The organism is Fibrobacter sp. HC4 (assembly GCF_023373925.1).
Taxonomy (GTDB): domain Bacteria; phylum Fibrobacterota; class Fibrobacteria; order Fibrobacterales; family Fibrobacteraceae; genus Fibrobacter.
Genome location: NZ_JALCZV010000007.1, coordinates 100,321 through 125,114, shown reverse-complemented (window position 1 = coordinate 125,114; position 24,794 = coordinate 100,321). Strand labels below are relative to the sequence as shown.

General features: G+C 42.2%; 22 protein-coding genes. 6 read left to right on the top strand and 16 right to left on the bottom strand.

Translation table 11 applies throughout. The features are described from left to right. Positions 1-148: 148 nt before the first annotated feature. From MMG03_RS06525 to MMG03_RS06485, 9 genes are all read right to left on the bottom strand, one after another. Positions 149-1,498, bottom strand: coding sequence for a hypothetical protein (locus tag MMG03_RS06525; RefSeq protein WP_073285941.1), 1,350 nt, complete (start codon positions 1,496-1,498; stop codon positions 149-151). A 291-nt stretch (positions 1,499-1,789) separates the two neighbouring features. Beyond that, positions 1,790-3,829 (bottom strand): hypothetical protein, encoded by a 2,040-nt coding sequence (locus tag MMG03_RS06520; protein ID WP_073285947.1) that lies wholly within the window; start codon positions 3,827-3,829, stop codon positions 1,790-1,792. Between the two features lie 173 nt (positions 3,830-4,002). Further along, positions 4,003-6,201 carry a hypothetical protein gene (locus MMG03_RS06515; protein ID WP_249505923.1) on the bottom strand — a complete coding sequence of 733 codons (2,199 nt, stop codon included), beginning with the start codon at positions 6,199-6,201 and terminating at the stop codon, positions 4,003-4,005. Position 6,202: 1 nt separating this feature from the next. Further along, a complete protein-coding gene (locus MMG03_RS06510; protein ID WP_249505922.1) occupies positions 6,203-8,248 on the bottom strand; it encodes an AAA family ATPase in 2,046 nt (681 codons plus the stop codon). Beyond that, a complete protein-coding gene (locus MMG03_RS06505) occupies positions 8,248-9,552 on the bottom strand; it encodes a DNA cytosine methyltransferase (RefSeq protein ID WP_249505921.1) in 1,305 nt (434 codons plus the stop codon). Before MMG03_RS06505 ends, MMG03_RS06510 begins: the two co-directional genes overlap by 1 nt. 24 nt (positions 9,553-9,576) lie before the next feature. Next, a complete protein-coding gene (locus MMG03_RS06500) occupies positions 9,577-10,449 on the bottom strand; it encodes a restriction endonuclease (RefSeq protein ID WP_249505920.1) in 873 nt (290 codons plus the stop codon). 111 nt (positions 10,450-10,560) lie between these two features. Further along, the gene (locus MMG03_RS06495) at positions 10,561-11,502 is read right to left on the bottom strand and encodes a hypothetical protein (RefSeq protein WP_249505919.1); all 942 of its coding nucleotides are present in this window, start codon (positions 11,500-11,502) and stop codon (positions 10,561-10,563) included. A gap of 5 nt (positions 11,503-11,507) precedes the next feature. Beyond that, entirely contained in the window at positions 11,508-13,931 is a 2,424-nt protein-coding gene (locus MMG03_RS06490) for an ATP-binding protein (RefSeq protein WP_249505918.1), read from the bottom strand. After that, positions 13,924-15,117: a DNA cytosine methyltransferase gene (locus MMG03_RS06485; RefSeq protein WP_249505917.1), complete on the bottom strand. Its 1,194-nt coding sequence runs from the start codon at positions 15,115-15,117 to the stop codon at positions 13,924-13,926. The genes MMG03_RS06490 and MMG03_RS06485 overlap by 8 nt, the downstream gene beginning before the upstream one ends. 266 nt (positions 15,118-15,383) lie before the next feature. Here MMG03_RS06485 and MMG03_RS06480 point away from each other — a divergent pair, with 266 nt between their 5' ends. Further along, positions 15,384-16,022: a hypothetical protein gene (locus tag MMG03_RS06480; protein ID WP_249505916.1), complete on the top strand. Its 639-nt coding sequence runs from the start codon at positions 15,384-15,386 to the stop codon at positions 16,020-16,022. A gap of 64 nt (positions 16,023-16,086) precedes the next feature. After that, entirely contained in the window at positions 16,087-16,461 is a 375-nt protein-coding gene (locus MMG03_RS06475; protein ID WP_249505915.1) for an ASCH domain-containing protein, read from the top strand. A gap of 89 nt (positions 16,462-16,550) precedes the next feature. Here MMG03_RS06475 and MMG03_RS06470 read toward each other — a convergent pair whose 3' ends face one another. Together MMG03_RS06470 and MMG03_RS06465 are read right to left on the bottom strand one after the other, a co-directional pair. Beyond that, positions 16,551-17,375 (bottom strand): hypothetical protein, encoded by an 825-nt coding sequence (locus tag MMG03_RS06470; protein ID WP_073285970.1) that lies wholly within the window; start codon positions 17,373-17,375, stop codon positions 16,551-16,553. A 110-nt stretch (positions 17,376-17,485) separates the two neighbouring features. Continuing rightward, positions 17,486-19,045 carry a hypothetical protein gene (locus MMG03_RS06465; RefSeq protein WP_249505914.1) on the bottom strand — a complete coding sequence of 520 codons (1,560 nt, stop codon included), beginning with the start codon at positions 19,043-19,045 and terminating at the stop codon, positions 17,486-17,488. 133 nt (positions 19,046-19,178) lie between these two features. Here MMG03_RS06465 and MMG03_RS06460 point away from each other — a divergent pair, with 133 nt between their 5' ends. From MMG03_RS06460 to MMG03_RS06450, 3 genes are all read left to right on the top strand, one after another. Further along, positions 19,179-19,391, top strand: a complete 213-nt coding sequence (locus tag MMG03_RS06460; protein WP_249505913.1) for a hypothetical protein — start codon at positions 19,179-19,181, stop codon at positions 19,389-19,391. A gap of 147 nt (positions 19,392-19,538) precedes the next feature. Beyond that, positions 19,539-20,480, top strand: a complete 942-nt coding sequence (locus tag MMG03_RS06455) for an Rpn family recombination-promoting nuclease/putative transposase (protein ID WP_249505912.1) — start codon at positions 19,539-19,541, stop codon at positions 20,478-20,480. Positions 20,481-20,925: 445 nt separating this feature from the next. Then, entirely contained in the window at positions 20,926-21,138 is a 213-nt protein-coding gene (locus MMG03_RS06450) for a hypothetical protein (RefSeq protein WP_249505911.1), read from the top strand. Between the two features lie 48 nt (positions 21,139-21,186). Here the strand turns inward: MMG03_RS06450 and MMG03_RS06445 are convergent, their stop codons facing one another. From MMG03_RS06445 to MMG03_RS06430, 4 genes are all read right to left on the bottom strand, one after another. Next, positions 21,187-21,345, bottom strand: a complete 159-nt coding sequence (locus MMG03_RS06445; RefSeq protein WP_249505910.1) for a hypothetical protein — start codon at positions 21,343-21,345, stop codon at positions 21,187-21,189. A 164-nt stretch (positions 21,346-21,509) separates the two neighbouring features. Further along, complete coding sequence (locus MMG03_RS06440) at positions 21,510-21,872, bottom strand: four helix bundle protein (RefSeq protein WP_073161606.1); 363 nt, start codon at positions 21,870-21,872, stop codon at positions 21,510-21,512. Between the two features lie 212 nt (positions 21,873-22,084). Continuing rightward, the gene (locus tag MMG03_RS06435) at positions 22,085-22,285 is read right to left on the bottom strand and encodes a hypothetical protein (RefSeq protein WP_249505909.1); all 201 of its coding nucleotides are present in this window, start codon (positions 22,283-22,285) and stop codon (positions 22,085-22,087) included. A 99-nt stretch (positions 22,286-22,384) separates the two neighbouring features. Next, entirely contained in the window at positions 22,385-23,320 is a 936-nt protein-coding gene (locus MMG03_RS06430) for an Rpn family recombination-promoting nuclease/putative transposase (protein ID WP_249505908.1), read from the bottom strand. Between the two features lie 457 nt (positions 23,321-23,777). Here MMG03_RS06430 and MMG03_RS06425 point away from each other — a divergent pair, with 457 nt between their 5' ends. Continuing rightward, positions 23,778-24,197 (top strand): hypothetical protein, encoded by a 420-nt coding sequence (locus MMG03_RS06425; protein WP_249505907.1) that lies wholly within the window; start codon positions 23,778-23,780, stop codon positions 24,195-24,197. Between the two features lie 219 nt (positions 24,198-24,416). Here the strand turns inward: MMG03_RS06425 and MMG03_RS06420 are convergent, their stop codons facing one another. Then, on the bottom strand, positions 24,417-24,635 hold the full coding sequence (locus MMG03_RS06420; RefSeq protein WP_073160350.1) for a hypothetical protein: 219 nt from the start codon (positions 24,633-24,635) through the stop codon (positions 24,417-24,419). Between the last annotated feature and the right edge of the window lie 159 nt (positions 24,636-24,794).

Genomic DNA, 24,794 nt, shown 5'->3' with positions numbered 1-24,794 from the left:
TTCAGCATTTATGGATTGCCATAACTACAAGGGTTTTATTTATTGTACTCTTCCTCTCTTTTCAAGATTACGCAAGTCCTTTTCTGTCATCCATTCCTCTTTTACTCAAGATAGCTCTTTGCTATTGGTTTCTCTTCTAGACAAATCATTACGGCCGACCAAGTTCCTTTTCGCGTTTGCTTTCGTCCTGGAATTCACCTTCGTCGAAGATGTCTTTTGCATCGGTGAGGAACACTTCGCAATCGCCTTTGATTTCGTCGCGGATTTTGAAAAATTCCTTTTCGGTGGCGGAACTTTCCACAAAATCTTGTTCAAGCGCCAAAATCAGGTAATCGGCATCCGCCCTTTGGCGGAACATTTTGCCCTGCAGGGCGCGATAATACTTGTTTGCGAACCATTCAATTTTATTGGTGTATGGTGCGCACGATTGCGGCTCCCTGACCCAGAGAATCCAGAAATAAAAGCGCTTGTTCAACAGATCAATGAAATTCTTCCTGAACGTTTCGCGGGCGGTGCGCTTGAATTCTTCGCGCATGCCGGAGCTTTTGGCGGTGAATGCCTTGAGCACATACAAGAAGTTCACGTCGTAAACTTGCAGCAAAAGCGTGTCGCGGTCGAACAGGCGGTTCTCGAAATGACGGTTGCGGTGTTGCCACATGTCGGCATCGTCCTTGCGGATGGAATTTTCGACATCCGGAATATCGCACGGACTCCGGTCGGGGACTTCGCCGCGGACAAAGAAGTTCGGCGTCACGGAATAGCCTTCCGTGAGAGGGTCGCGGTAGCGGAACCCGTCATAATTCTCGGAATTCCCGCCCTTCGAGAAATCGAGCAAATCGTTGATGTTGTACTGGATGATATTCCTGGCGTAGGTGAACTGCTTGTACACCGATTCGCCCACAATATCGTTCTTGTCGCTGTAGTACTTGCTGTCGCCAATGAACCAAATCTTTTGCGCGTCGTCGGCAAAAATCAATTGACGGTCCTCGTAAAGATGGTCGACCTCCTTGCCGTCTTTTTGGCTCTTGAGATATTCCATATTTGCCGGGAGATCGTCGCCGACCAGTTTGTCGATCATCGCCTCGAAAACGTTGTTGTACTTGCTCGTGAGCAAATACTCGCTTTCGAAACTGCATGCGCTGAACTTGCCGCCCCATTCGAAGAACGCCTTCATGATGTTGTAGAGGCGCAGGAACTTGTCCGCAAAGTACTTGTGCTTGATGCGGCGCAGCTCCACCAAACCGCGGTGCCCGAGCAAACGCCGGAAATCGTTCACGCGCATGGGCGCATAGAATTCCGACCTCGGCATCCTGAAGCCGAAAACTTCGCCTATGTAGTTCATCGCCGAGAAATACAGCACAATCAGACGGTCGTCCAGATCGAAAACCTTCTTCTTGTTCACCAGCTCCATATAGACGGGAGTTTGCATCCCGGGCCCGCCAATCGCCAACCCCGCCCCCGAACCGGAATCCCCCTGCAGAATCGGCAGTTTGCGCATCGTGCGCCGCCAATCGATGCCCCCTCGCTTTATACGGGCGGCCCGGCACGACCGTGCCGTCGCGCTCTATTTCATGGGGCCGGATCCTTCGCTGCCTCGCCCCGCCCCTCATGAAACGGAGCCTTGCTCGAAGTAACCGCAGACAAAACCGCCCGCAAGTCTCCGCCCCAAGGCTTGCCGAAATACTGCCCGCCGAAAATGAAAACAACTACGATTACCTCTACCAGATAAAAAAGTTCGCGGAGCAGTGCGGACTGCTCTATTTTTTTCACTAAATGCGAAAATATTTCACTACTCTACCGACCAAAAGCATCCTATTATATTGACATCTTCTATTTTTTCATAGCATTTTTCATCTACAAATTTCTGGTGTTTGCAATCCCAATACTCTTTCCCACAAATTGAGCATGATGAAGACTTTGCATTAAACGCAATGACGGGGCAAATCCTATACCCTTGGACAATTTCAGAAGCGTCTTTAGACAATTCAATGAAAAGTTTGCCATCCTCATGGTTGATTTTGCATGAAGCGTATTGAATTGGTCTTCTATGCAATCTCATGTTGCCATTCAAACCTATTGGGCTGAGCTTATCGAAGGTATTTTCTGTTGCAATGTGCAGGTTGATATTCTTTTGCAATTCTTCGACAAAGTCCAGAAATTCTTCCTTTGTTTTTGGAAGCCTATTAATTTCCGCAATACAATCTATAACATCCTGGATTCCGCCTATAAAAGAAAGTTTTGCAATCCGTTTCAAAAAAGGCCAAGCCAACGTAAAAACAATATTCTTTTGGGAATAGTGTTCATTGTACAGTTTCAAAGTTGAACTCAAAGACTGGATAACTAAATGCACCTTCTTTTCAAAGTTTTCATTACTAGAAATTTTTATCGTCGGGATGTTTATATAGGAATCATTAATGTCCATTCGCATAACCGATTCTGGTATATGCAAATCCAATCCATTCTTTTTTGACTCCTTGACAAACTCAATAACATCGGAATCAACTACAGAATATTGATTTTCTCCATCGTTAAGGACATCAAACTCAGCAATAGAATCTGATTCAATGGTTCCGTCCACACAGGACAAAAAGGCTCTGACACCATACTCATTTTTATAAAGGCTGTTCGACAACCTTTCCCCATAAGCGACTTTTTTTACTTCATCATTTTTTTCAGGAAATTGCTTAACTCCGAAATACTCTGATATCAGTGGATTGCCCTGCATAAAGAGAACGCATAGCCTTTTCCAGTCTGAAACCGCAAGTTGCCCGTCTATTCTAAAAAGTTTAGTATATGGAATATTTTTATCCACTTTATCTAGGGACTGATCCAAACGTTTTACATATTCTTCCTCATTATACAATTTTATGGCTGCATCAAAATGCACAATTGCTTGCTTACCATGTTCGTATATTGAATGAATATAACGGAACCCATAATGTTCATCTGACACACCGACGGACGGCTGCGTTGTAATCTCTTCGCATTCAAACGTATGCGATTGATTATCGTAATACCACGAAAAATCTGTTGAATCTATCAAGCTATAGAGAGCTTCATCCTCGGATGATTTATGTCTGGCAACTCCTTTTTGTATTTTAGAGACATCACCATTAAATTTAGGCCCATACCAATATTCAAGTTCAATAGACCTTTTTACGCCATGTTTCCACCCTAACATGTTTTTATCAATCCGGATTTTTGCATTCCAATCAGGGTTATTGGATTGAATCAGCTCATTTAAAAAAAGGTTGCAGCAACTATTGTGTATCGAAAGTCTTTTGCGGAAAAATTGATGGGCGAGAACTGCGTAATCGCTGTTTTTTGAACAAAAGATACCATCACCGTTATAAGTAAAATCTGTCAATATATCAGAAATAGATATCAACCCATCCTTATCACATTTTTCAAATAGTTCAGGAAAGGCATTTACCGCAATATTTTCCTCTAAAGCGATACAACATTCCGCATACGTAATTTTAGGAGAATCGGCCCCAAGATTTTTTAAAGATTCAAGGAAAGGTTTTCTTGAATCTCGGGTCATTTCATCTACATATTCTTGAAGAGCAATTTTATGTTTTTGGCAAATCAACTTGGCTTCGTCATCATTTTCATAAGCATTGGACACGCCTATAAGCGAGCATATATTTTTCTCAAAATGCAATCCTAACAATTCGGCCCAACCTGCAGGGCGATGCATGTCATGCCCCAAGCACTGCGGCAAACCGGATGGACAGTCAATAAAAGAACTTGCCAACTCCCTTAAAGGAATTCTTTGCTTGTATTTATTGACGAGGTCTGTATTAAAGATACCGAGGAAGGATTTCATAAAAAAATTCCTATAGGACACCCATTTTTCTGTTTTACGTTTGTTGTTCTAGAGCAAAAAGAAATTTGATTATTTTTATAACAATACCTTTAAGCCTAGCTTTTAAAAAATATCTAGAAGAAATCGTGGGAAAACAAAATATAATAAGTTATGAGGACTATATAAAATAGGTTTTATCCTCTATACTTTATCATTTCTGCGCCTTTCACATAAATCGGCGCACCTTTGATGTAGTCTTCTTTTGTACTTCGCTCTTCTATGAATTTGGCCACATCCAACTTTCCTAAGGAAACTTCTTCGTCAAAGACGTAGCAGAAATAACGGCCTTGTGGATTCGGATATTGAGCCAAGCGCATTCTAGCTTCATCCATAACAGCTGTGTGATGAACTCTAAATACTTGCGGTTCCTTTGCCACATCCTCAATGTCATACAAGACTACAAACGAGACTTTTCTTTCGCGGGTTTGCGTAATCAACTGCGCACCCGCACGATTCTTGTCTAAGCGGACGTTGTACAGCAACGTTCCCTTATCGTTATTTCCAAGAATCCAATCAAGATGTTCTTGACTCTTATAACAGCCGACAACAATGTTGGCATCCATGTAGTTTTCAAGCCAATGCTGCGTAAGGAATCGAGCAGCAGGAGCCACATGCAACTTGCGAGGAATCTTTTCCAAAACAGAACTTGGATCTACTCCAATAGAACATTCCTTTACCTCAAAATTCTGCTTCAGCAAGTCAAGCAAGGCTTCATTTTCTTCACGGAATTTTTCATCACGGTCTAAGGCAACGGAGTAATAATCCTTATCCTTGAAAGGTGTAAATACCTTGCCCAAAACCATCTGGAAATTTTCGCGCAAATATTCATCTGCAACAACATCAGCATGAGCCGTCATTACATAGAACTGGAATTTGTCTTCCAGAACCTTCCGGATTTCCTTTCGGAACATTTCGCGAACTTTATTTTTCCATCCATCTTTTTGTGCAGGATTATTTCGACCGTAAAGTGCGATGATGAACAAGAAGTTGACATTGTAATGTGCAACAATTAAGGTATCGCGATCAAAAAGACGATTTTCAAACTGCTTGTTAACATAAGGTTCAACTTTAGCAGAGCTAATATCATCGACTTGTTTCAAATCATTCTGCTGCGCACTGATAAAGAAGTTCGGCACCACATTGTACCCTTCCGTAACATCATCGCGCAATTTCAAGAGTCCCTGAGCATCCCCCGAATTATTAAATAGGTCAAGATTCCACTGAATCAAATTCCGAGCATAGGTGAACTGCTTATAAACCGATTCCGCACCCAGAGGCGTTTTTTGCTTGTAGTACTTCGAGTCGCCAATGTAATAAACAGAGTCTTCTCGATCATCATTGGTCAAGTTCTTATAACGGAATAAATGGTCAACTCGTTTTCCGTCATCTTGATCCTTCAAACCACTTGGAATCTTGTCGCGAGGGTCGCCAATAAGTTCATCGATAATGGACTCAAAAACAATGTTAAAATTCGTAACCAGGAGATATTCCTGTTCCGTAGTTTCCACATTGATTTTTTTGCTCTGGTCAAAGAACGCATAGCAAAGTTCCCACAGGTACAGGGCCTTATCACTAAAATACTTGTATTTGATTTGATGCAAGCGAACCAAGCCAAGTCCATTCATGTATTGGCGGAACTTATTTCCTTTTATCAGCTCAAATCCCAATGTAATCTGCACGGGGAAACCATATTCCTCATGCATATAATTCAGGATCGAGAAGAAGATAATCAAAAGTTCTTCGTCAAAATTTATCTGGCGTTTTTTATTTACTACCTGAGTGTAAATGGGCGTACCATTTTGCACAATGGCGTCGTTTTTACTGATAGTCTTATTCCAATTGATTTTATTAAAACCAGAATGAATATTCTTTAAAATAAAGAAGAAGAACTGCTGATTGTCGCGATTAAACTTTTGGAGAGCAAGCAGAATATCAAGGAATGTATTACTTTGGCGCAACCTCCCCTTGCTCATTTGCGAAACATACTGACGACGAACTATCGTGTTTTCAACTGTATCGTTAAAAACAACAATCGCCCTATAAATCCAAACCGCCAGTTCATAAATGAAATCTCGCTCTTCTTGAGAAAGCAAATTGCCAGAACTTTCCAAATGGATTATATCTTCAGGCTTACAATGTCCAAAGACCATCTCGTTTGCATCGATGAGGACCTTTGGCAAAATAAACACGCAATCCTTTAAAGAAGGATTGTAGTAGTAGCCGACGTAATTTACGCTCACCTTATCCTTAACATCACGCAGCGTAGAAATTCCGTCAAGAATGTTCTTGACAGAATCCGCTGGATACTGATATTCTTCGATAAGGATGCGCATATTACTGAACTTTCAATCCTAGGCCCAGTTTTTCATTTATAACCTTTAGATAGCCCATCATACTTTTAGTGTTAACGCCCTTAATAACATAATAATGGTCTATCTGAACATACGAGAAATCCTTACTATTCACAATGTCATCATGTTGTACAGAATCTACAACCAACGATGACTTTCGATGCCAGCCCTTTTCAGCAACAATTTCCGCAACTTTTTCAATTCCTATTTTCTCTAAGGTATTTTGATAAGTTTCAAACTGGGTTTTGCCTTTTATAATGGTCCCATCTGAAAAAACAACCTCATTAAACTTAGATGAGTCCATTTTTTGGAAATCATCCTCTGGTAAATCAACCTCTAAATCACGGACAACATCTAGATTATCAAGAATGATTTTTACAACGGTTTCGTTTACAGAACCATCCGTGTTATAGAAACTCTGGAAAGGCATAACCTTACCTTCGTTCTTGAACATTGGATCTTCGTAGCCGTAATCCTTGAAAACATCGTTATAGATGTAGAATAGAACCTTGCTTACAAAACGGTCTGCAGAGATTTCATTTTTACAAGCCTTGCAGAAATAGAAACCTAGTTTTTTATCTTCGCTACTTGTTGTTGAGCCAATCTTTTCATTGACCTTTTCAAGGAAATCGCTCCAGCTATAAGCGGAACCATTAACCTTAATGGACCAATTCTCTTTCTTGGTGTCAATGGGAATATACTTCCAATCCCAACGGCGCTTAAATGCAGAATCAATGGGGAACAGAGACTGGTCGCTGGTATTCATTGTTGCCCAGATATAAAGATTCTTTGGCAACAACAAAACTTCGCCAGACTTTACCTTGGTGGCAATAGAATCATTCGATTCTTCGTATTCGCCCTCAATGTCTGTACCCGAAATATTTAGGTTTTCAAAAGCCTTTTTCAAATGTTTTTGCAGATCCTTATCTGCGGTAATCGGGTAATCAGAGAAACCAAAATCATTTCGATCCAAAAGCTGGAACAGGTCTCCAAAAATTTGGGCACAGTTACCGCGATTGATTTCTTCTACAATCAAGAACTGCGGCTTATTTTCGGCAAGCAAAGTCCAAGCATTTACATAAGCCTTCAAGAAAGCCTGCTCCACAAACTCATAAACAATCTTGGATTCAATAACCGGATTGCCATTTTCAACTACAACATGACCAGAAACATCTCGCAAAGGCACATCGATTGTAGTCGGCTTGTAAGCCCCAACAAAAGTAGAGTAGTCACTATCTGGATGGAAAGTAGTACGAACAACACTTTGGTCAGCAGTTTGCTTCTTTATTTCATGAGACTTACCAGTGCCAGGGGCACCGAAGAAGATTTGTTGCCTTGAAAATTTCATATGCCCACTAGTGAAATCATTAAAATCAACGGGTTGATAACATGTATCAAAGTTATGGAAGAAAAAAGATTTGTCATTACAATCAACATTTTCCGGCAATCTAACAAGCGAATCATCAATCAATTCATGGGCATTCGCTTCGTCTTTAAAGCGTATGACACCATTATCTTCAACAAGGTAATCGGAAAATTCATTTATTATATTTTTCAAAATATCAAGATTGCCAATATCATCCCCAAACATATTATGAAAACATGTTTGAAAAGATGCCACATTACCATTTCCGTTCTCTGTAATAATAAAATTATTTATGTAATTATTCAAAATATATGGTGTTCCGACAAAACCAGCCGGCGCTTTAGAATACGGATTCGGCGAATAATATTTAGTAAACCATTTTTTCAAATAGTCTGAGATTTCATGATATTCAAGACGTTTTCCAAAACGAGGATAGAATTTCTCTTCGTCCATCCAATACAACGCTAATTGTGCGTACGGTTGATAACTCGACTCAAAAAAATTTTTATAGTTTGAAAATCGTGGATTCCAGGATTTTGAGTTCCACATTTCATTTATTTTCGAAACAGCGTCAGCCGCTACAGTGATCTTTTGAGGGAAAATGCAATTTATTTTGCATATTTCGGATATACTAGGTGTAACAACTCTGCAAAAAGGATCCATTATTTTACCCCATATTTTGTAACATCCATTTGCTTCAACAACGCTATCAAAACATCAACAACGATGCTGTTGCCAGCCTGCTGATATGCCGCAGTATCAGAAACAACAATCTTAAAAGAATCTTTAAAACCCATTAATCGCAAACATTCTCGCGGGGTTAATTTTCGTATGCGACCTTTATGCGTAACATAATTGTCCACACCGGCACGATGCATTTTGTGCATTGAATGTAATAGAGGACGAGCCACCTCTAAATCTGTTTTTGTTGAAGTTTTGAAGTTTTTGGTGCCTCCGGCTAAAACATACTTAGCAACCTTTTCAGAAAGATAATACTTCTCTTCAACATCTTTCACATCGAAGATAAATTCATCAAAAGCTTCATCCGTCGGAGTGCTTTCAGAATCAGGATGGTAAACAAAATCTCCATGCCAATTAAACTGTTGATTTCTCTTTTGGCATAAAGCCACATCACCATTTATTTGAGTGTATGACTTTTCACGGTTTTTATGGCTAGTGACAAACTTAATTCCCTTTTCCTTCAAGAAATACTTAGAGTCAATGTAGTCTTCCAAAAAATCGTACATCGTATATTCAAGAGAAATCGGTGCAGGAAACTCGAACTTCGTCTTTTTGTTTTTAAAGCCCAAACAATATACTCGTTCACGATGCTGAGGAATCCCATAGTCCTTACTATTCAACACCCTAAAATAAACGGTATAGCCAAGTTCTTCAAAGATATCATGCATGACATGCCAAGTCCTGCCATTATCATGACTAAGCAAACCTTTGACATTTTCAAAAAGAAAAACTTTTGGGGACGTTTCTTTTACAACTCGAGCAAATTCATAGAACAAAGTTCCACGAGCATCTTCAAAGCCAAGCCTTTTACCAACCATGGAAAATGCTTGGCACGGAGCGCCGCCTATAATGAAATCAACCTTTCCAGCATAAGGCTTTGCATCAAAATCACGAATATCGGTAAACCAATCTTCTTCGGCAATTTCGTAATTGGCAAAATAACTTGTCTTGCACTTTGGTTCAATATCACCGGCAAAAGCGATCTTATGCTTTAATCCAAGACGCTGAAAAGCATGCTCAATGGCACCAATGCCACTAAACATTGTTCCAATACGAATCGTATTTTCAGGATTTGAGAATTCAAGATTTTTCCAACTAGTTCCAGTGGAAAGAGGAGTTTGAAGAATATCTTTATCTTCCAAAGAAGCAACACGTTTTTTTATCAATTTCTTTACGGTTGAAATTTTTTTATTTGTTGCTTGAATGTCTTTTTGAACCACTGTCATATAAAATAATCCACCACCTATTTTCTACTCTTCAAAATAATCGGAGTCAATTCTCTTGACTTCGTACACTTTCTTTACGCTCACACCAACATTACAGTCAATCATGTAACGGGACAGTTCACGACCATTGATAAGGACAATCTTCTTACTGAGCTTGTCCACATATTCACGAGCATCCTTGCTATAATTGCTAGTCGTGATAAAAACACCCTTGGAAGCTTTCTGTTCGTCAAGCGCTCCAGCAAATTGCTGAATTTGGGGCTTACCAACAATGTTATCGGCACTATATTTTTTCGCTTGGATATAAATCTTATCCAAACCAAGTTTGTCTTCGTAAATAATGCCGTCTATGCCATCATCATGAACATAAGGTGTAACCTTCGCAGAATCATCAAATGATCCGCCATAGCCCATTTTTTTGAGCAGGTCAACAACAAGAAACTCAAAGAATCGAGGAGTTTGTTCCATCACCTTCTGCAAAAGATCTTCTGCCAAGTCCCGATTAATGTTGTCAAAAGCCTGTTCCAATTGCTCCGTTGGTGTAAGAACCTGAGCATCCTCGATTACAGAAGCAGGAGCAGCAGAAGTGTCTGCGGTCGTTCCATTGGCATAGTTGGAAAATTCTGGATATACCATCAAATCTTTTTTTACCAATGTGGTATGGCTTTTCAAATATTCTTTGCCGCGTTCGGTAATGCGATACACGCCCTTATGAGGCTGATCCACAAAAAGAGCGCGACGCAGATACTGACGAACCCAGTTAATACGGTCGCTAACCTGCGTACTCGTACCATTTTTTGTCATGAGGGCACAGTCTTCTTCCGTCAACTTGAAATATTCCACCAAAGCCTTTTTCATTTCCTTGGTAGAAAGATCCTTGTCTTTAATGAAAGACAAGAAAGGGTAAAGAAACTCTTCAAATTTCGGTACAGACATCTAAGCTCCAGAAAAATTTCAACTTCAACCTAAAAGTAGAAATATAAAATGACAATATTAGACACTATCCTTTCATTCTAAATTAAAATAAGTTAATAAAGCTTCAAACATTGTGTGATATCTTAAAATATTTCTTCGAATTTCATCAATGTCAGCGGAATTAAAAGTTTTTTCACCTTCAGCAGTCTTCAAAGTCTCTTTCCCATCATTGCCTATAAACGCTTGGCAATGAGCCAACATATTTCGATTATCAATGATTTGAGATTTATATTCCTCAAGAGTAAAGCTTAAACAACTTTGATCTAAAACAGAAGAATTCCCGGATTTTATTTCTCGGATAATTTGATACAACGTTCTTGCAGTTGTAAACGATTCAAAGCCTGGATCAAAGACGATTTCTTTAAGATTCTTATTTTTCCATACATGCGTACAATTCTTGTCACAAGCAACACTCTCTAAAACATCTTTACTTCTCTTTTCAATTTTTTCAACTATATAAGAATGCAATTTTTTTTCTTTTTCTGAATCATCACAATAATGATAAACAATTTGCTTCATCATTATGTCAAGTTCACTAACTTCTGCCATAACAAGGCCTCGAAGATTCGTGAGATCATTTAATTTTTCAAGCGTCAAATCAATCATAGATTTCATTTTAGCTTTTAAGTCGTCATAGGCAGAACTTGAGTTCAATCTTAAAAAAGATATTCTATCTAAGCCTAAAGCAGGAGGATTATGAAGTGCAGAATAAAATAAAACTTCTGCATTCACATTACTTTTTCGAATATCTGTAATGAAATCTTGGCCATCTTTATTCTCGCCAATGTTATAGTCAGAGAAAATCACATCATATTTCTTTGACGAAACACATTTTTCCGCATCTTCCACATTTTCACAAAAATCTAGATGAGGCTCAAAAAAATGTTCCCTGACATACTCTTCAATTTCTTGATCCATCTCTACAGACAAAAATTCGTCTTTTCGATCATCAACCCAAAGGATACTATATTGCATACTCTCTATTCCCCTTCTTTCTTAAATTCAAAAATAAACTTAGCACCAGAAACTCTATTATCCACTTTTATGTTTATACCCATTTTTTCACTTATTTGATGGACGTGGAATAAGCCCAGCCCACCCCCTCCTGTCGTGGAATAACGATAATCAAATATGTACGGTTTGACTGCATCGGAGATTCCTTTTCCATCATCTGCAAATATCAATTTAACGTTTTCCGAATCTTCTATCCAGCGAACTATGATATTTTTTGCTTCGGCTTTACGCGAGTTATCCAATAAACAATCAAGAACAACGATTATGTCTATCGGAGCAAACAGCATGCTAAGAGAAACATCTGTTTTCTCAACCTGAATGTTCATATCATTGTTAGCTAGAGAATACACATTTTCCATGTATTCGTTAATAAACGAAACAATATCCTTTGTAATTCTTTTTGACATTAAATCAAAATTCGCTTTACTTACAAAATTTGACAACGTCGCAATTTTTGTATTTTCAAAAAGAATTCGTTGAATAAAGCTAGATGCCTTGTCTTTATCTCCTATAGATACCGCATCTAGAGCTTTCATAGCTAATTCATGAATAAAGCTCGATGTATGGGTAATATGGTGTTGCAAAGCGCTCAGCTGTTTCACATCCTTATTTACATCAGAGGACAAGAAAAGATTTTCTGATGCAACTCGATCATAGTGGCCTTGAAGTTCTTGCTTTTCTGATTCAGCTTTTTTCTGCAGTGATTTTGCAACATTCGCTTCATATTTAGCTTCATCTCGTTCCGATGAAGCTTTTTGAGCCCGGATTTCAGCTTCTTCTGCTCTACGTACTGCAGCGTCTTTTTCTTTCTGCATTTCCGCAAGCTGTCTTTTTGCATCCTCTACGGAAGCCATCAACGAGCTATCATTTGTCTGCTCAGCTATTCGTTCCAAATCACTAATCACTTGCGGATTAGCATTATCAAATAAAGTTGGCTGCGAAAAAATATTCGCAAGATCTCTATTGTAATATAGGACCTGAATATTTTTATCACTTATCAAAGTTTTAACTAATTGAACGAAATCAATCTTACTGCCCAAGCTAGAATTAATCACATAATCTGCAGAATCTTGATCCTTATCCTTGCCAAGGACCTCTCTATTCTTTTGAACTTCCAAAACATTCTTAAAATATTGCCTTTTTAAGAATCCTTCTCCCCAAAGAACGCCAACAACGTATCGTTCTAAACGATGATGAACAATCTCAAAAAAACGATACAGCTGCAAAGTCGTTTCAGACTGAATCAGTCCTCCATCTCGACTAGAAACTTCCTTAAACTCATCAATTAGATCCGTTACAACATCAACTCTACCAAATAGATCGCGTGTTCCTAGAAAACGATTATACCCCTGCTGAGCACGATAATCCAACTTCCAACTATCATCACCTGGATTACCAAATGGCAAAATTCTAAAACCATTTCGGAACAAAAATACAGATCCATAATTGACGGGCTGAACACCCATCTGAGTAGAAAACGCTTGTTTCGCAGCCTTATTTAAAAAATAGAGGTTTATTTTTACATTTTCTAATTTTTTAAAGTTGTTTTTTTCGCGAATTCGATATATTTCAGTGCCTCTGTCCACAATTGAAGTTTCAACAAAATCCTTATTCAAGGCCACATCAATTCGCGTAGTCTTCAAGTTGATAACTTGAGCGATACTATTTTTTATAACACCATTTACGATCTTTGAATCTAAAGCTCCATTTCTTTGTTCATCAAGATCACGTTTCTTTTCTGACTCGCATTTTATCTCAATATTAAAACTGATTTTTTCAGAAAAAGGGTTTATAAGTTTTTCGAGAGATCGCTTCAACTCTAATATAGTTTCTCGGTTCCATGTGTCTCTCAAATTTGTTATTTCAAGAATCGTACCAGATTTTTGTTTTTTTGAAGAAAACAAGTCTTTGTTTAAAACTTCATGATTTACATTAATACTGATGAATTCTTTTTTCTGGTCTTCTTCAAAATCGGACCAATTAACAGCAAGGTGTTCAACAGAATTTTGCGCTTTTGTTTTTGTAAACAAATCCAACTTTGCGCCTAAGCGATCGCAAGAAAAACGACCAACTCCTTTCGCGCCAGCATAATGGCGATTTATCCTATCTCGATACGATTTCTTTTTTTCTTCTTCAATATCTTCAGTGCCATCTTTTTTTGCAGAATAAGCAAGAAACAACCATTTGTTTTTTAAATCATCAATAGACATTCCCTTACCATCATCGCTAATGGTAATTTTATCCGGTTCAAAGTCAATAACGACCTTCGAGGCGAAGGCATCGTAAGAATTCTTGACCAATTCAAATATGGCTATATTGTTGTTTCGTATTAAATCCTGACCAACAAGATTTTTTAGAGCAGAGCTAACTTTAAACTGAACCTTATCCATTTTGTAAAACCTCCATTACGGCTTTACCAACTTGTTCGGCGAACAACGGGGGTACGGCATTTCCGACCTGAGTATAACGAGGAACTTCTTTTTTTCTCAGCTTGCCACCAGATGTATACTTCCCCTTAAATTCAAACCAATCGGGAAAACTTTGAATTCGTGCTTGTTCTCTTACTGTCAATATGCGGGGTTCTTTGTAATGAACCAATTCATCGGGAATAGATGTAATTGTTGGCGCTTGGGCGTTTGCGTCTAAAACAGTAACACCTCGTCTCTTTAAATTTTCAACGTAACCATCCGAAGGAATAATTCTTTTCCCCGCAGGAGCTTTCGCCAATAGATCTTCATGCAGCTTCACAATTGTTTTGGAATGGTTCACGAAACGATGACTATCAACAGCAGTTGATAAATCACTCAAGGATTTTCTCATCAATCTTTGATAACCGGACTCAGCCTCCCCGTATAAACCAGCCTTAAAATTTTTCGAATCTGGCGAGGGGCATTCTCCGTTCTTTTTTTCGAGATCGCTCAAAGCTTCCCTAATAGTCGTCTTCATACCTATGCCATGTTCCGTACAAAACGAAGCTCTGTTTTGTCTTAGTCTTTGAAAAACTAATTCAGGATCTTTATCTCGCATTGCAATTAAAATAAAACGCTTGCGTTTTTGAGGCACCCCAAATTCAGAAACATCTACTATATAAGAAGCTACTTTATATTCAAGTTCTTCCAACTTTTCTACGACATAGGTGGAATACTTCTTTATAGATCCTCGATTACCTTTAAAGTTCACAGTGAATCCATGAACGTTTTCTAAGATTAACGCTTTTGGCTTTACATACTCAATAAATTCCAAATATGACTTAACCAGCTTATTACGTTCATCTTTCGTATCTCGTTTCCCCGCTAACGAGAATCCCTGACACGGCGGACCTCCTGCAACCAAGTCCACAGAACCTTGAAGAGCCTCTAAATCATCCTTATTCTTTTTTAGGACCTCTTTAATATCGTGCGAACAAACATCTAGCCATTCCGGCCAATTAAAATGATTTTGCGAATCAATCAAATTGTATTTCAATGTTGAAAAAGCATCTCGATTTTTCTCAATAGCAAACAACCCCTGCCAGCCAGCATTTTGCAAACCGACAGATAAGCCACCACATCCTGCAAAAATATCAATGTAACGCACTATTGAGCCATTCCCTTTTCAACGATACAAAAAAACCAATTACAGCAAGCGTACAACTCACCAAGATGTAATATAGAATTATTCCGTTTTTTATTTTAAAAAAAACACTAAAATACACCTTTTTTCCCCTCTATACTCCTCTGTCCTCCTTAACACCTTTCAATACCCTTCTATACCTTTCCGTCCCTATTTGTCCCCCAAATGCATCTTGCCGCTTCTCAAAGATTTTTCCATATTAAGTTGTATAGATTCTTCAAGGAGGAAACATGCCATTTGATCCAAATGATCTCGCACCCATCGCGACTATACTCGCGCCGATCGCAACACTAATCGTCACGCTCTATCTTGGTCTTTCGCAAAATAAACTACAAAAGCGGATACACAACAGAGACTGTATGCTGGTGCGTCAAGAAAAATTGCTGGAGATATACAATGTCTTTGCGTCGTGTCTAAACAAGTTGAACATCAATGCCGTGCTGCAGAAAATGAAAATGGGACAGCCAGAAAATTTTCCCGTCATCATGCTGGACCACGCGGACAAACTTTACAGATCGCTAGATGAAGCTCGCCTATTGTTTGACGATGAAAAGTTACTCCAGGTTCTAGAAAACATAGCTCACAAATACAGCCGCCTGGTAAATGAATACATCGACATAATTGCAGCAAATCAATCTAAATATGTAAAGAATCTTCAAAAAGTCTACGAAAAGTTCCCTGATTTTCAGTTCTTGCCGCTCACCAATATTCTAAACAACAAAGAGGTTGCAGACTATTTCAACGAGCTAAATACCACGGAGCAATCCGCCCGATGGGAAAAGGAGATAGAGGCCTTCAAAAAAGAAGATCTTTCCTTCGAAAATTTTGACGTCTATTTCAAGAAGCATATCATTACCGCGGAGTTGTAAAATCCATTTCGACAAGATTCTGCAGGATTCCAAAACAGTTGTTAAATTTTGCAGAGAGTGATATATGTGTACGATTCTTTTATCAATCAAGCCCGAGTATTCCAACAGGATTCTTGCAGGAACCAAGAAGTTCGAGTTTCGTCGCCAGGTGGCAAAGCGCCAAGTGGATCAAATTCTGATTTATTCCACATTTCCTGAAATGAAGGTCGTGGCCTCCGTCGCGGTGCTTGGGGTGCTCAAGGAGACACCATCCAAGCTTTGGCAAAAGACCAAGGAATTCTCTGGAATATCCCACGAAAAGTATTCAGCATATTTTTCGCAGAAGGAATTTGCTTACGCTTATCAGCTGGGCGAGGTGAAAAAATTCAAGAAGGCCAAGGATCTTTCTGAATACGGAATCACAGCAGCACCACAGTCGTTCGTATACATTGATACGTAGGGGCCGGGGAACTCCCATGCGTCATACCGCTTCTATGGTGAGGAAGCGCCGACATTTGCAAAAAAGGACCCGCGTGGGGTCCTTATGTTCTATTTCTGCATTTCAGCTAGCTTCGCCTTGAGTTCGGCAATCTCGCGTTCTTGCTTTTCGATGGTTTCGTCCTTTGCGGCGATAATCTTCTGGTTTCGCTCGCGCTCTTTTTCGCGTTCATCTTCCCTGGCGAGCTGGATTTCCTGTTCCCATGTCATGTAACGCTCCTGCGTCTGGTTGTCGGTCTGGTACCACTTTACCTTGGTGTCGATTTCCTCGGTCTCCGTGGAGTCAGCAGTGTTGGTTGCGAAATACTTCAGGTACGGCTTGAGGGGATGCTCGTCCGGAAGTTTCTTATACTCGTTAAAGATATAAAAATTCTTGAAGGTGCGGTCGTTCAAAGCGACATCTTTATTCTCCACCGCGAAATTCTGGAAACTGTAGATGGGCTGGTCCTTCCCAAAGATGTCATCTGGGCAGATGAAAAGCACGTACTGGTCTTTGAGACTCTTGTACATGGTGCCCCTGTGCAGCTCGTGAGTGTCGCGAATGGACTGGTAGTAGCGGGCGCGCTTGGGAAGTTCCTTTGTGTCCTTCACCTGCATCTCCAAATCAAAAGAACGGATGGTCTTGCCTTTCTCGTCGATCTGCTGGGTGAACACGTCGTAGCGGACGCTCTTGTTGAAGACGCCCACCTGTTCCGTCTTTTCCTGCTCGGGCTCCTTCAGGTCGTAGATCTTGATGCCGAGGGCGGCCTCGATGAAGGGCTTGGCGATTTCCTTGTGGCTCATGACCAGCGGGAACACGAAACTGTTGGTGATGGTGAATTTTGAGATGCCTCCGGCTCCAGTGCCAAAGTCCTCCGAAGTCTTGCTTTCGCTCATGAAAAGTTCCTGTACATCCGGCGACGCGGCCGGTTCGCGGGTAGGACTGTTTCTACCTGCTTATATACACGCAGCAAACTTCCCTTTTGCACAAGAAATCTTTGTAAAAATTACTTTTCCCATTCTAGCACTGGATATCCGTCATTCATTTTTGAATCATACACAAAGTCATCGCCAAGGAGTTCTGCAAATTCCTGGGACTTCATTTCTTCTTCAGTCTTGGGGGTGGCAACACCACCGCCATTGTTCAGGCCGAAGGGTTCCTGGTCGCCCTGCTTTAAGTAATAGTAGTCAGCCATGGTGGTATTGTAGTTGTAGCCAATCATCAGGCCCACCAGAGAATCGCCATCAACCTTGCCGGTAGAATATGCGGAGCTGATTACACCTTCAGAATTAGAACCGAATACACCGCCGACACGCAGCGTTCCAGAAATATCACCCGTATTATACAATGATGTTGTAGAGGACGAAATCAAGCTGCCCACAATTCCTGCAACGAACTCAATACCTTCTACTGAAGCTAGATTTGCTGCACGAATAATTTTTATTTGGTTACCCGACCCAATTATTCCCCCAACACTTTTTTCACCAACAATATTTCCACCATTCTTTGCAGACTCCAATGTTGTTATTACACTATTTCCAGATATGTTTGGACTTGCATAACCAGCCACTCCAAAAATGCCGCCAACATTATTAACGCCCACAACTTCAGCATAATTTTCTGCATACTTACAAGTCAACAAATAAGAACTCACATAAGTATATCCCGCACGACCCGAAATTCCGCCGACTATATTTCGGCCTTCAACACTACCATAATTGTACAGGGAATCGATATAAGCGCAATGCGAATTTCCCATTACCCCACCAACTTCATCCCGTCCCTTCACTTCACCATGATTCTTAGAATTTTTGACATACACAGTCTTAGACGGTGCACACTTTGCTAAACCAGCAATTCCACCTACATAGTCGGAAGTACTCGTAACAGAAGCATAGTTTTCAACCTTAGATACTGATCCAGAAACTGCACCAACGATTGCAGCTGTATAATTTCCACCCTGAACCCAAGAATTTTCAACAATAAAATTTTGAATTGTCCCACTGGAATTTCCAAACAATCCGTTGTGTGTACTGGTGGTGTTAATGAACATTCCGCTCACGGAATGGCCATCTCCATCGAAGTTTCCGGTAAAGGCGACATTGGAATTACCAATGGGGGTCCACTTGTGCAACTTGGTGGAATCGGCCACCAAGGCGCCATTTTCGTCAATGATGTCGCCTTCGTTCAAGATGATGTCGGCACCCAGCTTGAAATACTTGCCGTCGTAATCCTTATCCTTCGCGCCTACGATAAATGAGAGGTGGGCCAGCTGTTCAGCGGTAAGGATCATATAGGGGCTGAGTTTCGTGCCGGTGCCGCATGCGAATTTCTTGGCGGTGGTTCCATCCCAGGGATTACCTGTTTCGCCCACGCATTCATTGTCAATGCCGCCGGACTCGCTGCCGGATCCTTCACCCTTCACGGAACTACTGGAATTTTTCGTTTTGCTGCTAGAAGAAAACTCATCATCGTCGTCCTCCGTGGCGGGGACTGTACTAGAGGAACAAGCTCCCAGAAGGGAACAGCCAAAAATCGCAGACACAAAAAGCGGCAAACAACGCATAAAATTCTCCTTTCAATGAGAAAATAATCTTTTATTTGTGCCTACGGGAAGATGTAACCAAAAGGGAGTCGCAAAAGTGAGGGAAAACACTTTAAGAAGAGCGAAGCGAGTACAGCCGGGCACGGGTGACAACTTGACGCGCGACGATATTGCCGACGGCTACACGGATTATGTCATCTGGAACAGGCTCGCGCCGGAGAGTCTGGATATCGACGGGGACATGCCCATGGAATGTATCGACAGCGGGATGATTTTGCTGAAGGAAGATTCTTTCGATGTCCTAGGAATGGTGATGCGCTACGCCTACGGGCAGAACGCCCCAGGCGCCATCCCGCTTCTATGGTGAGGATGCGCTGTCGCCTATAGTTTGCAAAGAGAAAAAAATTTTTCGCGGGGTCTTGACGGGGCTCAATTTTTTGCATAGATTTTGTAGTGAACAAAAGAACACTAATCAAGTCGTCGCTTTTTCATGCCTGTAGCGACTGGAGGAAGAATGAATAGAAGTCAATTCTGGGCCATGGCCCGCGATCTCAAGGAACATCCCGAGAATCTCCCCAAGTACCGTGCAATCTATAGGAATGTCTATCCGTTCAGCGATGGCATCTTCAAGATGCTGATGGCGAGCGAAGGCAAGCCCGAGCGCACGATTAAGTTCTTGAACGCCATGCTCGGGCTCACTGGGAGCAAGGCGATTACGAAGTTCACCCTGGGCGTTCAGGAACAGCCTGGCGTACTGGACAACAAGACCAACATTTTTGACATTTACGGATACAATCAGGCGAACGAACCCGTGGTCATCGAAGTGCAGCAGAATTTCAACACCCTGTTCATGGACCGTCTGGTTTATTACACATCTCGCATCGTGAATAACCAGGTGAAGAAAAACAAGAGTTACGAGCTGCCGCATATCTATGTGCTTTCTCTGCTTGTGGATGACCAGTTCCCGCTGGAGCCTGACACTTATTTTCATCAGTGCCAGGTAATGCGGAACCGTAAATATCCATTCAAGAAGATTGATGTGTTCCTTGTGGAAATGTCGAAGTTTTTCCGCATGGACGACCGTCTGCAAGAAGAAAATCGCATTGCCGCTCGGGACATGTCGCCCCGCGCAGAAATGCTGCGGCTCTTTCGTGATGTGTTGGAAGACAAGACCATCGACGAGGAAAAAGCGGGAAATCTCCTTGACGAAGACTTCGCAAAAGATGTATCTTTTGTGGGGTACACCGATGAACTTTTACTCCTGGAGGTAGACAACATGACAGACATGCTTTACGAAAAGCAAGGCTCCTACCTACAGGGGAAAGCCGAAGGCAAGGAAGAAGGCCGCGCCGAGGCCAACAAAGAACTTGCCAAGGCGTTCCGCGATGCAGGCGTTTCCGTAGAGGTCATTTCAAAACAAACCGGCCTCACTCCCGAAGAAATACAGGCTCTGTAAAAAGAGGCGCAGTCCCGCATCTGCATCAAGTGCTGTTTTCACCCTGCTTTCGCGTTAGGGCGTGAAGCCGCGAAGCGGTTCGGACTCGCGCGGGAGATTCTACAGAATGCTAGGCCCTGCTCCTTCGAACCTAAGAATTGTAAGGCAACAAGTTGCCGACAATTCTATATTGCCTTCGCTTCGCTACGCTCAGGGTGACACACAGGATGGGAGCGCGAGGCTGAACGGACGGCGAGCAGTGCGAGCCGATAACGCAAATGCCCGACCCCGGCGGCCTTTCTTTAGCGCGGTTCCGGGGAGCCGGGGAACGCCCTCAAAATTTTCCCCTTGACGATCTAAAGAACGACCTCCCGACTTTATCCCGAGAAAGGGGGATTCCGGGTCAAAGCCCGGGATGACATGTGGCGGGGAATTTCTCAAGATTCAGCCGGGCACGGGTGACAACTTGACGCGCGACGATATTGCCGACGGCTACACGGATTATGTCATCTGGAACAGGCTCGCGCCGGAGAGTCTGGATATCAACGGGGACATGCCCATGGAATGTATCGACAGCGGGATGATTTTGCTGAAGGAAGATTCTTTCGATGTCCTGGGAACGGTGATGCGCTTCGCCTACGGGGAGAACGCCCCAGGCGCCATACCGCTTCTATGGTGAGGATGCGCCGCCAATTGCAAAAAAGGACCCACAAGGGGTCCTTATGTTCTATTTCTGCATTTCAGCAAGCTTCGCCTTGAGTTCGGCAATCTCGCGTTCTTGCTTTTCGATGGTTTCGTCCTTTGCGGCGATAATCTTCTGGTTTCGCTCGCGCTCTTTTTCGCGTTCATCTTCCCTGGCGAGCTGGATTTCCTGTTCCCATGTCATATAGCGCTCCATGGAGGCTTCGCCTCAATTACTAGTTACGAATTATGAATTACGAGATTTTCCGGTGATTACAGCCGATTAACCCCATTATAAGCAGTGAGGTTGACCAAAGGTTGGAAAAACCGATCATCAATCTTATATGATAAGAAAATCCACAACGCTAGTCAAGAGGACGGTTTTTCGCAACGGCAACTTTTTGATATCGCAGTTAAAATCTTGAGTAATTCCTGGTTATCGGCATTCATTGAATCAAATTGTCTTGAATCAATATAGTTTGTCTTTTGCAAAAGTTTTAGCCAATAAACGGTTTCTGCAGCTTCCTTCTTCGCAATACCAATTTTCGAAAAGAAATCTGCCCTACTTTGTGCGTAGATTGCTTCGGCAACATTGGCTCCAATGCTAGTTCCACTTCGAAGAATTTGTTTTGACAATACAAACTCTTTTGAAGTTTGCTGTAGAAACTGATGAAGGTTCACTATTCGAATGGCAAAAGCCAAACACTTGTTCTCTAGCACTCTATTTCTCATAATTCATACTTCATAATTCGTAATTAAACAACGCGGCCGGTTCGCGGGTAGGACTGTTTCTACCTGCTTATATACACGCAGCAAACTTCCCTTTTACACAAGAAATCTTTGTAAAAAACTTTTCCCCTCTCGCGGGAAAAAGTTTGAATCCCGCTTCTGTGGTGAGGATGCGCCGCCATTTGCAAAAAAGGACCCGCAAGGGTCCTTTCGTTCTATTTCTGCATTTCAGCGAGCTTGGCTTCAAGTTCCGCAATTCTGCGATCCTTTTCGGCCAGGGCATTGTCCTTTTCGGCGATTTCCGCATCTTTCGCCTTGCTTGCCGACTCCATCCTGCGAACCTTGCGTTCAAGGGCACGGTATGCGTCTCCGGCGCTCACAAAGCCAAGCCTTTGTCCGATACTCTGGAATGCCATTTTCAGAACCTCCAACGCCTTGCGGCTGACATACTCATCCAAATATAACTCAATCTTGCTGACAAGGCAAACAAAAGGACCCCCGCGGGGTCCTTGTGGTTATTTGCTCATTTCTGCCAGCTTTGCCTGAAGAGCGGCGATCAGCGCGTCCTTCTCAGCGAGGGCATTGTCCTTCTCGGCCAGGGCGTTGTCCTTCTCGGCGAGGGCGTTGTCCTTCTCGGCCAGTTTGGCATCCTTCGCCTTGCTTGCCGACTCCATCCTGCGAACCTTGCGTTCAAGGGCACGGTATGCGTCTCCGGCGCTTACAAAGCCAAGCCTTTGTCCAATACTCTGGAATGCCATTTTCAGAACCTCCAATGCCTCAGGGCTAATGTACTCCCTCAAATATAACTCAATCTTGCCAACAAGGCAAGCGCTTTCGCTGCTGGGCAACGTCCGCAACTTTTTCTCCATCTCAGGCAGCAGCGACTCGTACTTTATCATGTCGAAAGCGTACTTCATGGTGATGGCACCAATGGCAGCCTCGGCGTTGCTGTGGGCAAGGCAAATTTCATCGTCAATTTCCGCCAGGTTCACGAATGCGAACTCGAAATGCGGAATGCGTCCGTTGTACATGGCATGGATGTTCTTGTACTGCGCCAGCGGATCCCAAGGGGCGATTCCGTTATAAACGACAACCGCCTTTGTTGGCAGCCAGCCGTATTCGGAATTGCTCTTGTCAACCATCACGTTGATAGCATACTTGCCTATCTGCGACATAATCCCGTCGCTGGGCGAAGACTTGTGCTCCAGCAGCAGACCAAAGCGCATTTCGCTGCCGTCAAGAGCCTTTACCTTGAAGGCAAGATCTGCTTCGCCACGCTCGCCAACTTCGTCGAAGGCCTCAGGGATTTCCTCCAATGTGTCTAGGTCCACTTCCGCAAGGATGTCTGCCAGGTTCCGGTTTGTCTTTGACGCAATCTCAAAAAGTGCCTTCGTGTTCACGGGTCTCGAGTAGACGTATTTCAGGAATCCGTCGTGTTTCCGTTTGTTCATGTATTGTTCTTTTATTCCGGCGACGCGGCCGGTTCGCAGGTAGAACAGTTCCTACCTGCTTATATACACGCAGCAAACGTCTCATTTGCACAGGAATTCTTTGTAAAAATTACTTTTCTCATCCCAGCACGAGGTACTTGTCATTCATTTCTGACATTGCATTTTTATTTGCGGAAAAACGAATTTATTCTGCGACGCGTTAGGGCGTGAAGCCGCGAAGCGGTTCGGACTCGCGCGGGAGATTCTACAGAATGCTAGGCCCTGCTCCTTCGAACCTAAGAATTGTAAGGCAACAAGTTGCCAACAATTCTATACGGTTCAAGGCCGGGATAACACGCAGGACATTCTGAAGAGTGTTCTAGAGCAGGCGTATGGCGACAGGAGCCTGGATACTGTTTTTCTTCTAGGGGACTAGCGACTCTCATTTCCATAATATTTTTAGGAGGGCTTCCACCTTATGTTATTAAAAAAATATAGCCACAGAAACGCAGAAACGATCTTCAAGAAAACTGAAAAATACTCGTCTCTCTACAGAGAGGTATTAACAGCCATTGATTCAATACAGGATGAAGATTTAATCCAAAATTTCAAAAATAGCCTTTCCGAGTCCATTTTTGAGCTTTTAAAAGAACGTTTGACATCCTTGCAATGGAATACAGACTGCCCCATCTTCAAAGACGAAGCCTACAAAGGCGATGCCTGGCGTCCGAGCTTAATCATGTCGAAAAGGCCATACAAACTTCTGCGGGATTCAGCATCTTGCCCCCATGTACAATCAATTGCCAACACTGTTGCTGATTATTGGTTTGGAAGCCCCGAAAACCTTTACTGTCGATCCCCGAACGAGATCCATCAAAAAACTTTAGCACAGCTTTAGGGAACGGCCACAGCATTACCGGGGAGCGGCGACAACTTACTTCGCGAGGATATCGAGGCGGGGTATACCGATTATGTGCTGTGGAATACTTTTAAGCCGGCTTGCCTCGATATTGACGGGGAGTTGGATATGGAGTGTGTGGATAGCGGGATGGCTACAGGACGTTTTGGAGCAGGCGTATGGGGAGCAGATTGTAGATGCAGTGTTGCTATTAAAAGACTAATCCTTCTCCCAGCTCAACACGGGATATCCGTCATTCAAGTCGGAATCGTATGTAAAATCGTCACCAAGGAGTTCCGCGAACTTCTTGGTTTTCATTTCTTTTGAGGTCTTGGGGGTGGCTACGCCACCGCCATCGTTATGGCCAAAGGGTTCCTGTTCACCTTGTTCCAGATAGTAGCAGTCGGCCATAGTGGAGTTATAGTTATAACCGATCATGAGACCCACGAGGGTATCGCCATCAACTTTTCCTGTACTATATGCGGAACTAGTTACGCCCTCTTTATTATAACCATAGATTCCACCTACATCAGCCTTTCCTGAAATGGATCCAACACCATAAACACGGCCTGGTTAGCGTATTCATCATTGTGGTAA

What these genes read in the sequence shown, in the direction of transcription:
- MMG03_RS06430 (WP_249505908.1), bottom strand. Translation starts at nt 23,320, where the DNA reads ATGAACAAACGGAAACACGACGGATTCCTGAAATACGTCTACTCGAGA.
- MMG03_RS06440 (WP_073161606.1), bottom strand. Translation starts at nt 21,872, where the DNA reads ATGAGAAATAGAGTGCTAGAGAACAAGTGTTTGGCTTTTGCCATTCGA.
- MMG03_RS06435 (WP_249505909.1), bottom strand. Translation starts at nt 22,285, where the DNA reads ATGGCATTCCAGAGTATCGGACAAAGGCTTGGCTTTGTGAGCGCCGGA.
- MMG03_RS06515 (WP_249505923.1), bottom strand. Translation starts at nt 6,201, where the DNA reads ATGCGCATCCTTATCGAAGAATATCAGTATCCAGCGGATTCTGTCAAG.
- MMG03_RS06505 (WP_249505921.1), bottom strand. Translation starts at nt 9,552, where the DNA reads ATGACAGTGGTTCAAAAAGACATTCAAGCAACAAATAAAAAAATTTCA.
- MMG03_RS06470 (WP_073285970.1), bottom strand. Translation starts at nt 17,375, where the DNA reads ATGAGCGAAAGCAAGACTTCGGAGGACTTTGGCACTGGAGCCGGAGGC.
- MMG03_RS06465 (WP_249505914.1), bottom strand. Translation starts at nt 19,045, where the DNA reads ATGCGTTGTTTGCCGCTTTTTGTGTCTGCGATTTTTGGCTGTTCCCTT.
- MMG03_RS06475 (WP_249505915.1), top strand. Translation starts at nt 16,087, where the DNA reads ATGTGTACGATTCTTTTATCAATCAAGCCCGAGTATTCCAACAGGATT.
- MMG03_RS06510 (WP_249505922.1), bottom strand. Translation starts at nt 8,248, where the DNA reads ATGGATCCTTTTTGCAGAGTTGTTACACCTAGTATATCCGAAATATGC.
- MMG03_RS06525 (WP_073285941.1), bottom strand. Translation starts at nt 1,498, where the DNA reads ATGCGCAAACTGCCGATTCTGCAGGGGGATTCCGGTTCGGGGGCGGGG.
- MMG03_RS06490 (WP_249505918.1), bottom strand. Translation starts at nt 13,931, where the DNA reads ATGGATAAGGTTCAGTTTAAAGTTAGCTCTGCTCTAAAAAATCTTGTT.
- MMG03_RS06455 (WP_249505912.1), top strand. Translation starts at nt 19,539, where the DNA reads ATGAATAGAAGTCAATTCTGGGCCATGGCCCGCGATCTCAAGGAACAT.
- MMG03_RS06420 (WP_073160350.1), bottom strand. Translation starts at nt 24,635, where the DNA reads ATGATCGGTTATAACTATAACTCCACTATGGCCGACTGCTACTATCTG.
- MMG03_RS06520 (WP_073285947.1), bottom strand. Translation starts at nt 3,829, where the DNA reads ATGAAATCCTTCCTCGGTATCTTTAATACAGACCTCGTCAATAAATAC.
- MMG03_RS06425 (WP_249505907.1), top strand. Translation starts at nt 23,778, where the DNA reads ATGTTATTAAAAAAATATAGCCACAGAAACGCAGAAACGATCTTCAAG.
- MMG03_RS06480 (WP_249505916.1), top strand. Translation starts at nt 15,384, where the DNA reads ATGCCATTTGATCCAAATGATCTCGCACCCATCGCGACTATACTCGCG.
- MMG03_RS06445 (WP_249505910.1), bottom strand. Translation starts at nt 21,345, where the DNA reads ATGACATGGGAACAGGAAATCCAGCTCGCCAGGGAAGATGAACGCGAA.
- MMG03_RS06495 (WP_249505919.1), bottom strand. Translation starts at nt 11,502, where the DNA reads ATGCAATATAGTATCCTTTGGGTTGATGATCGAAAAGACGAATTTTTG.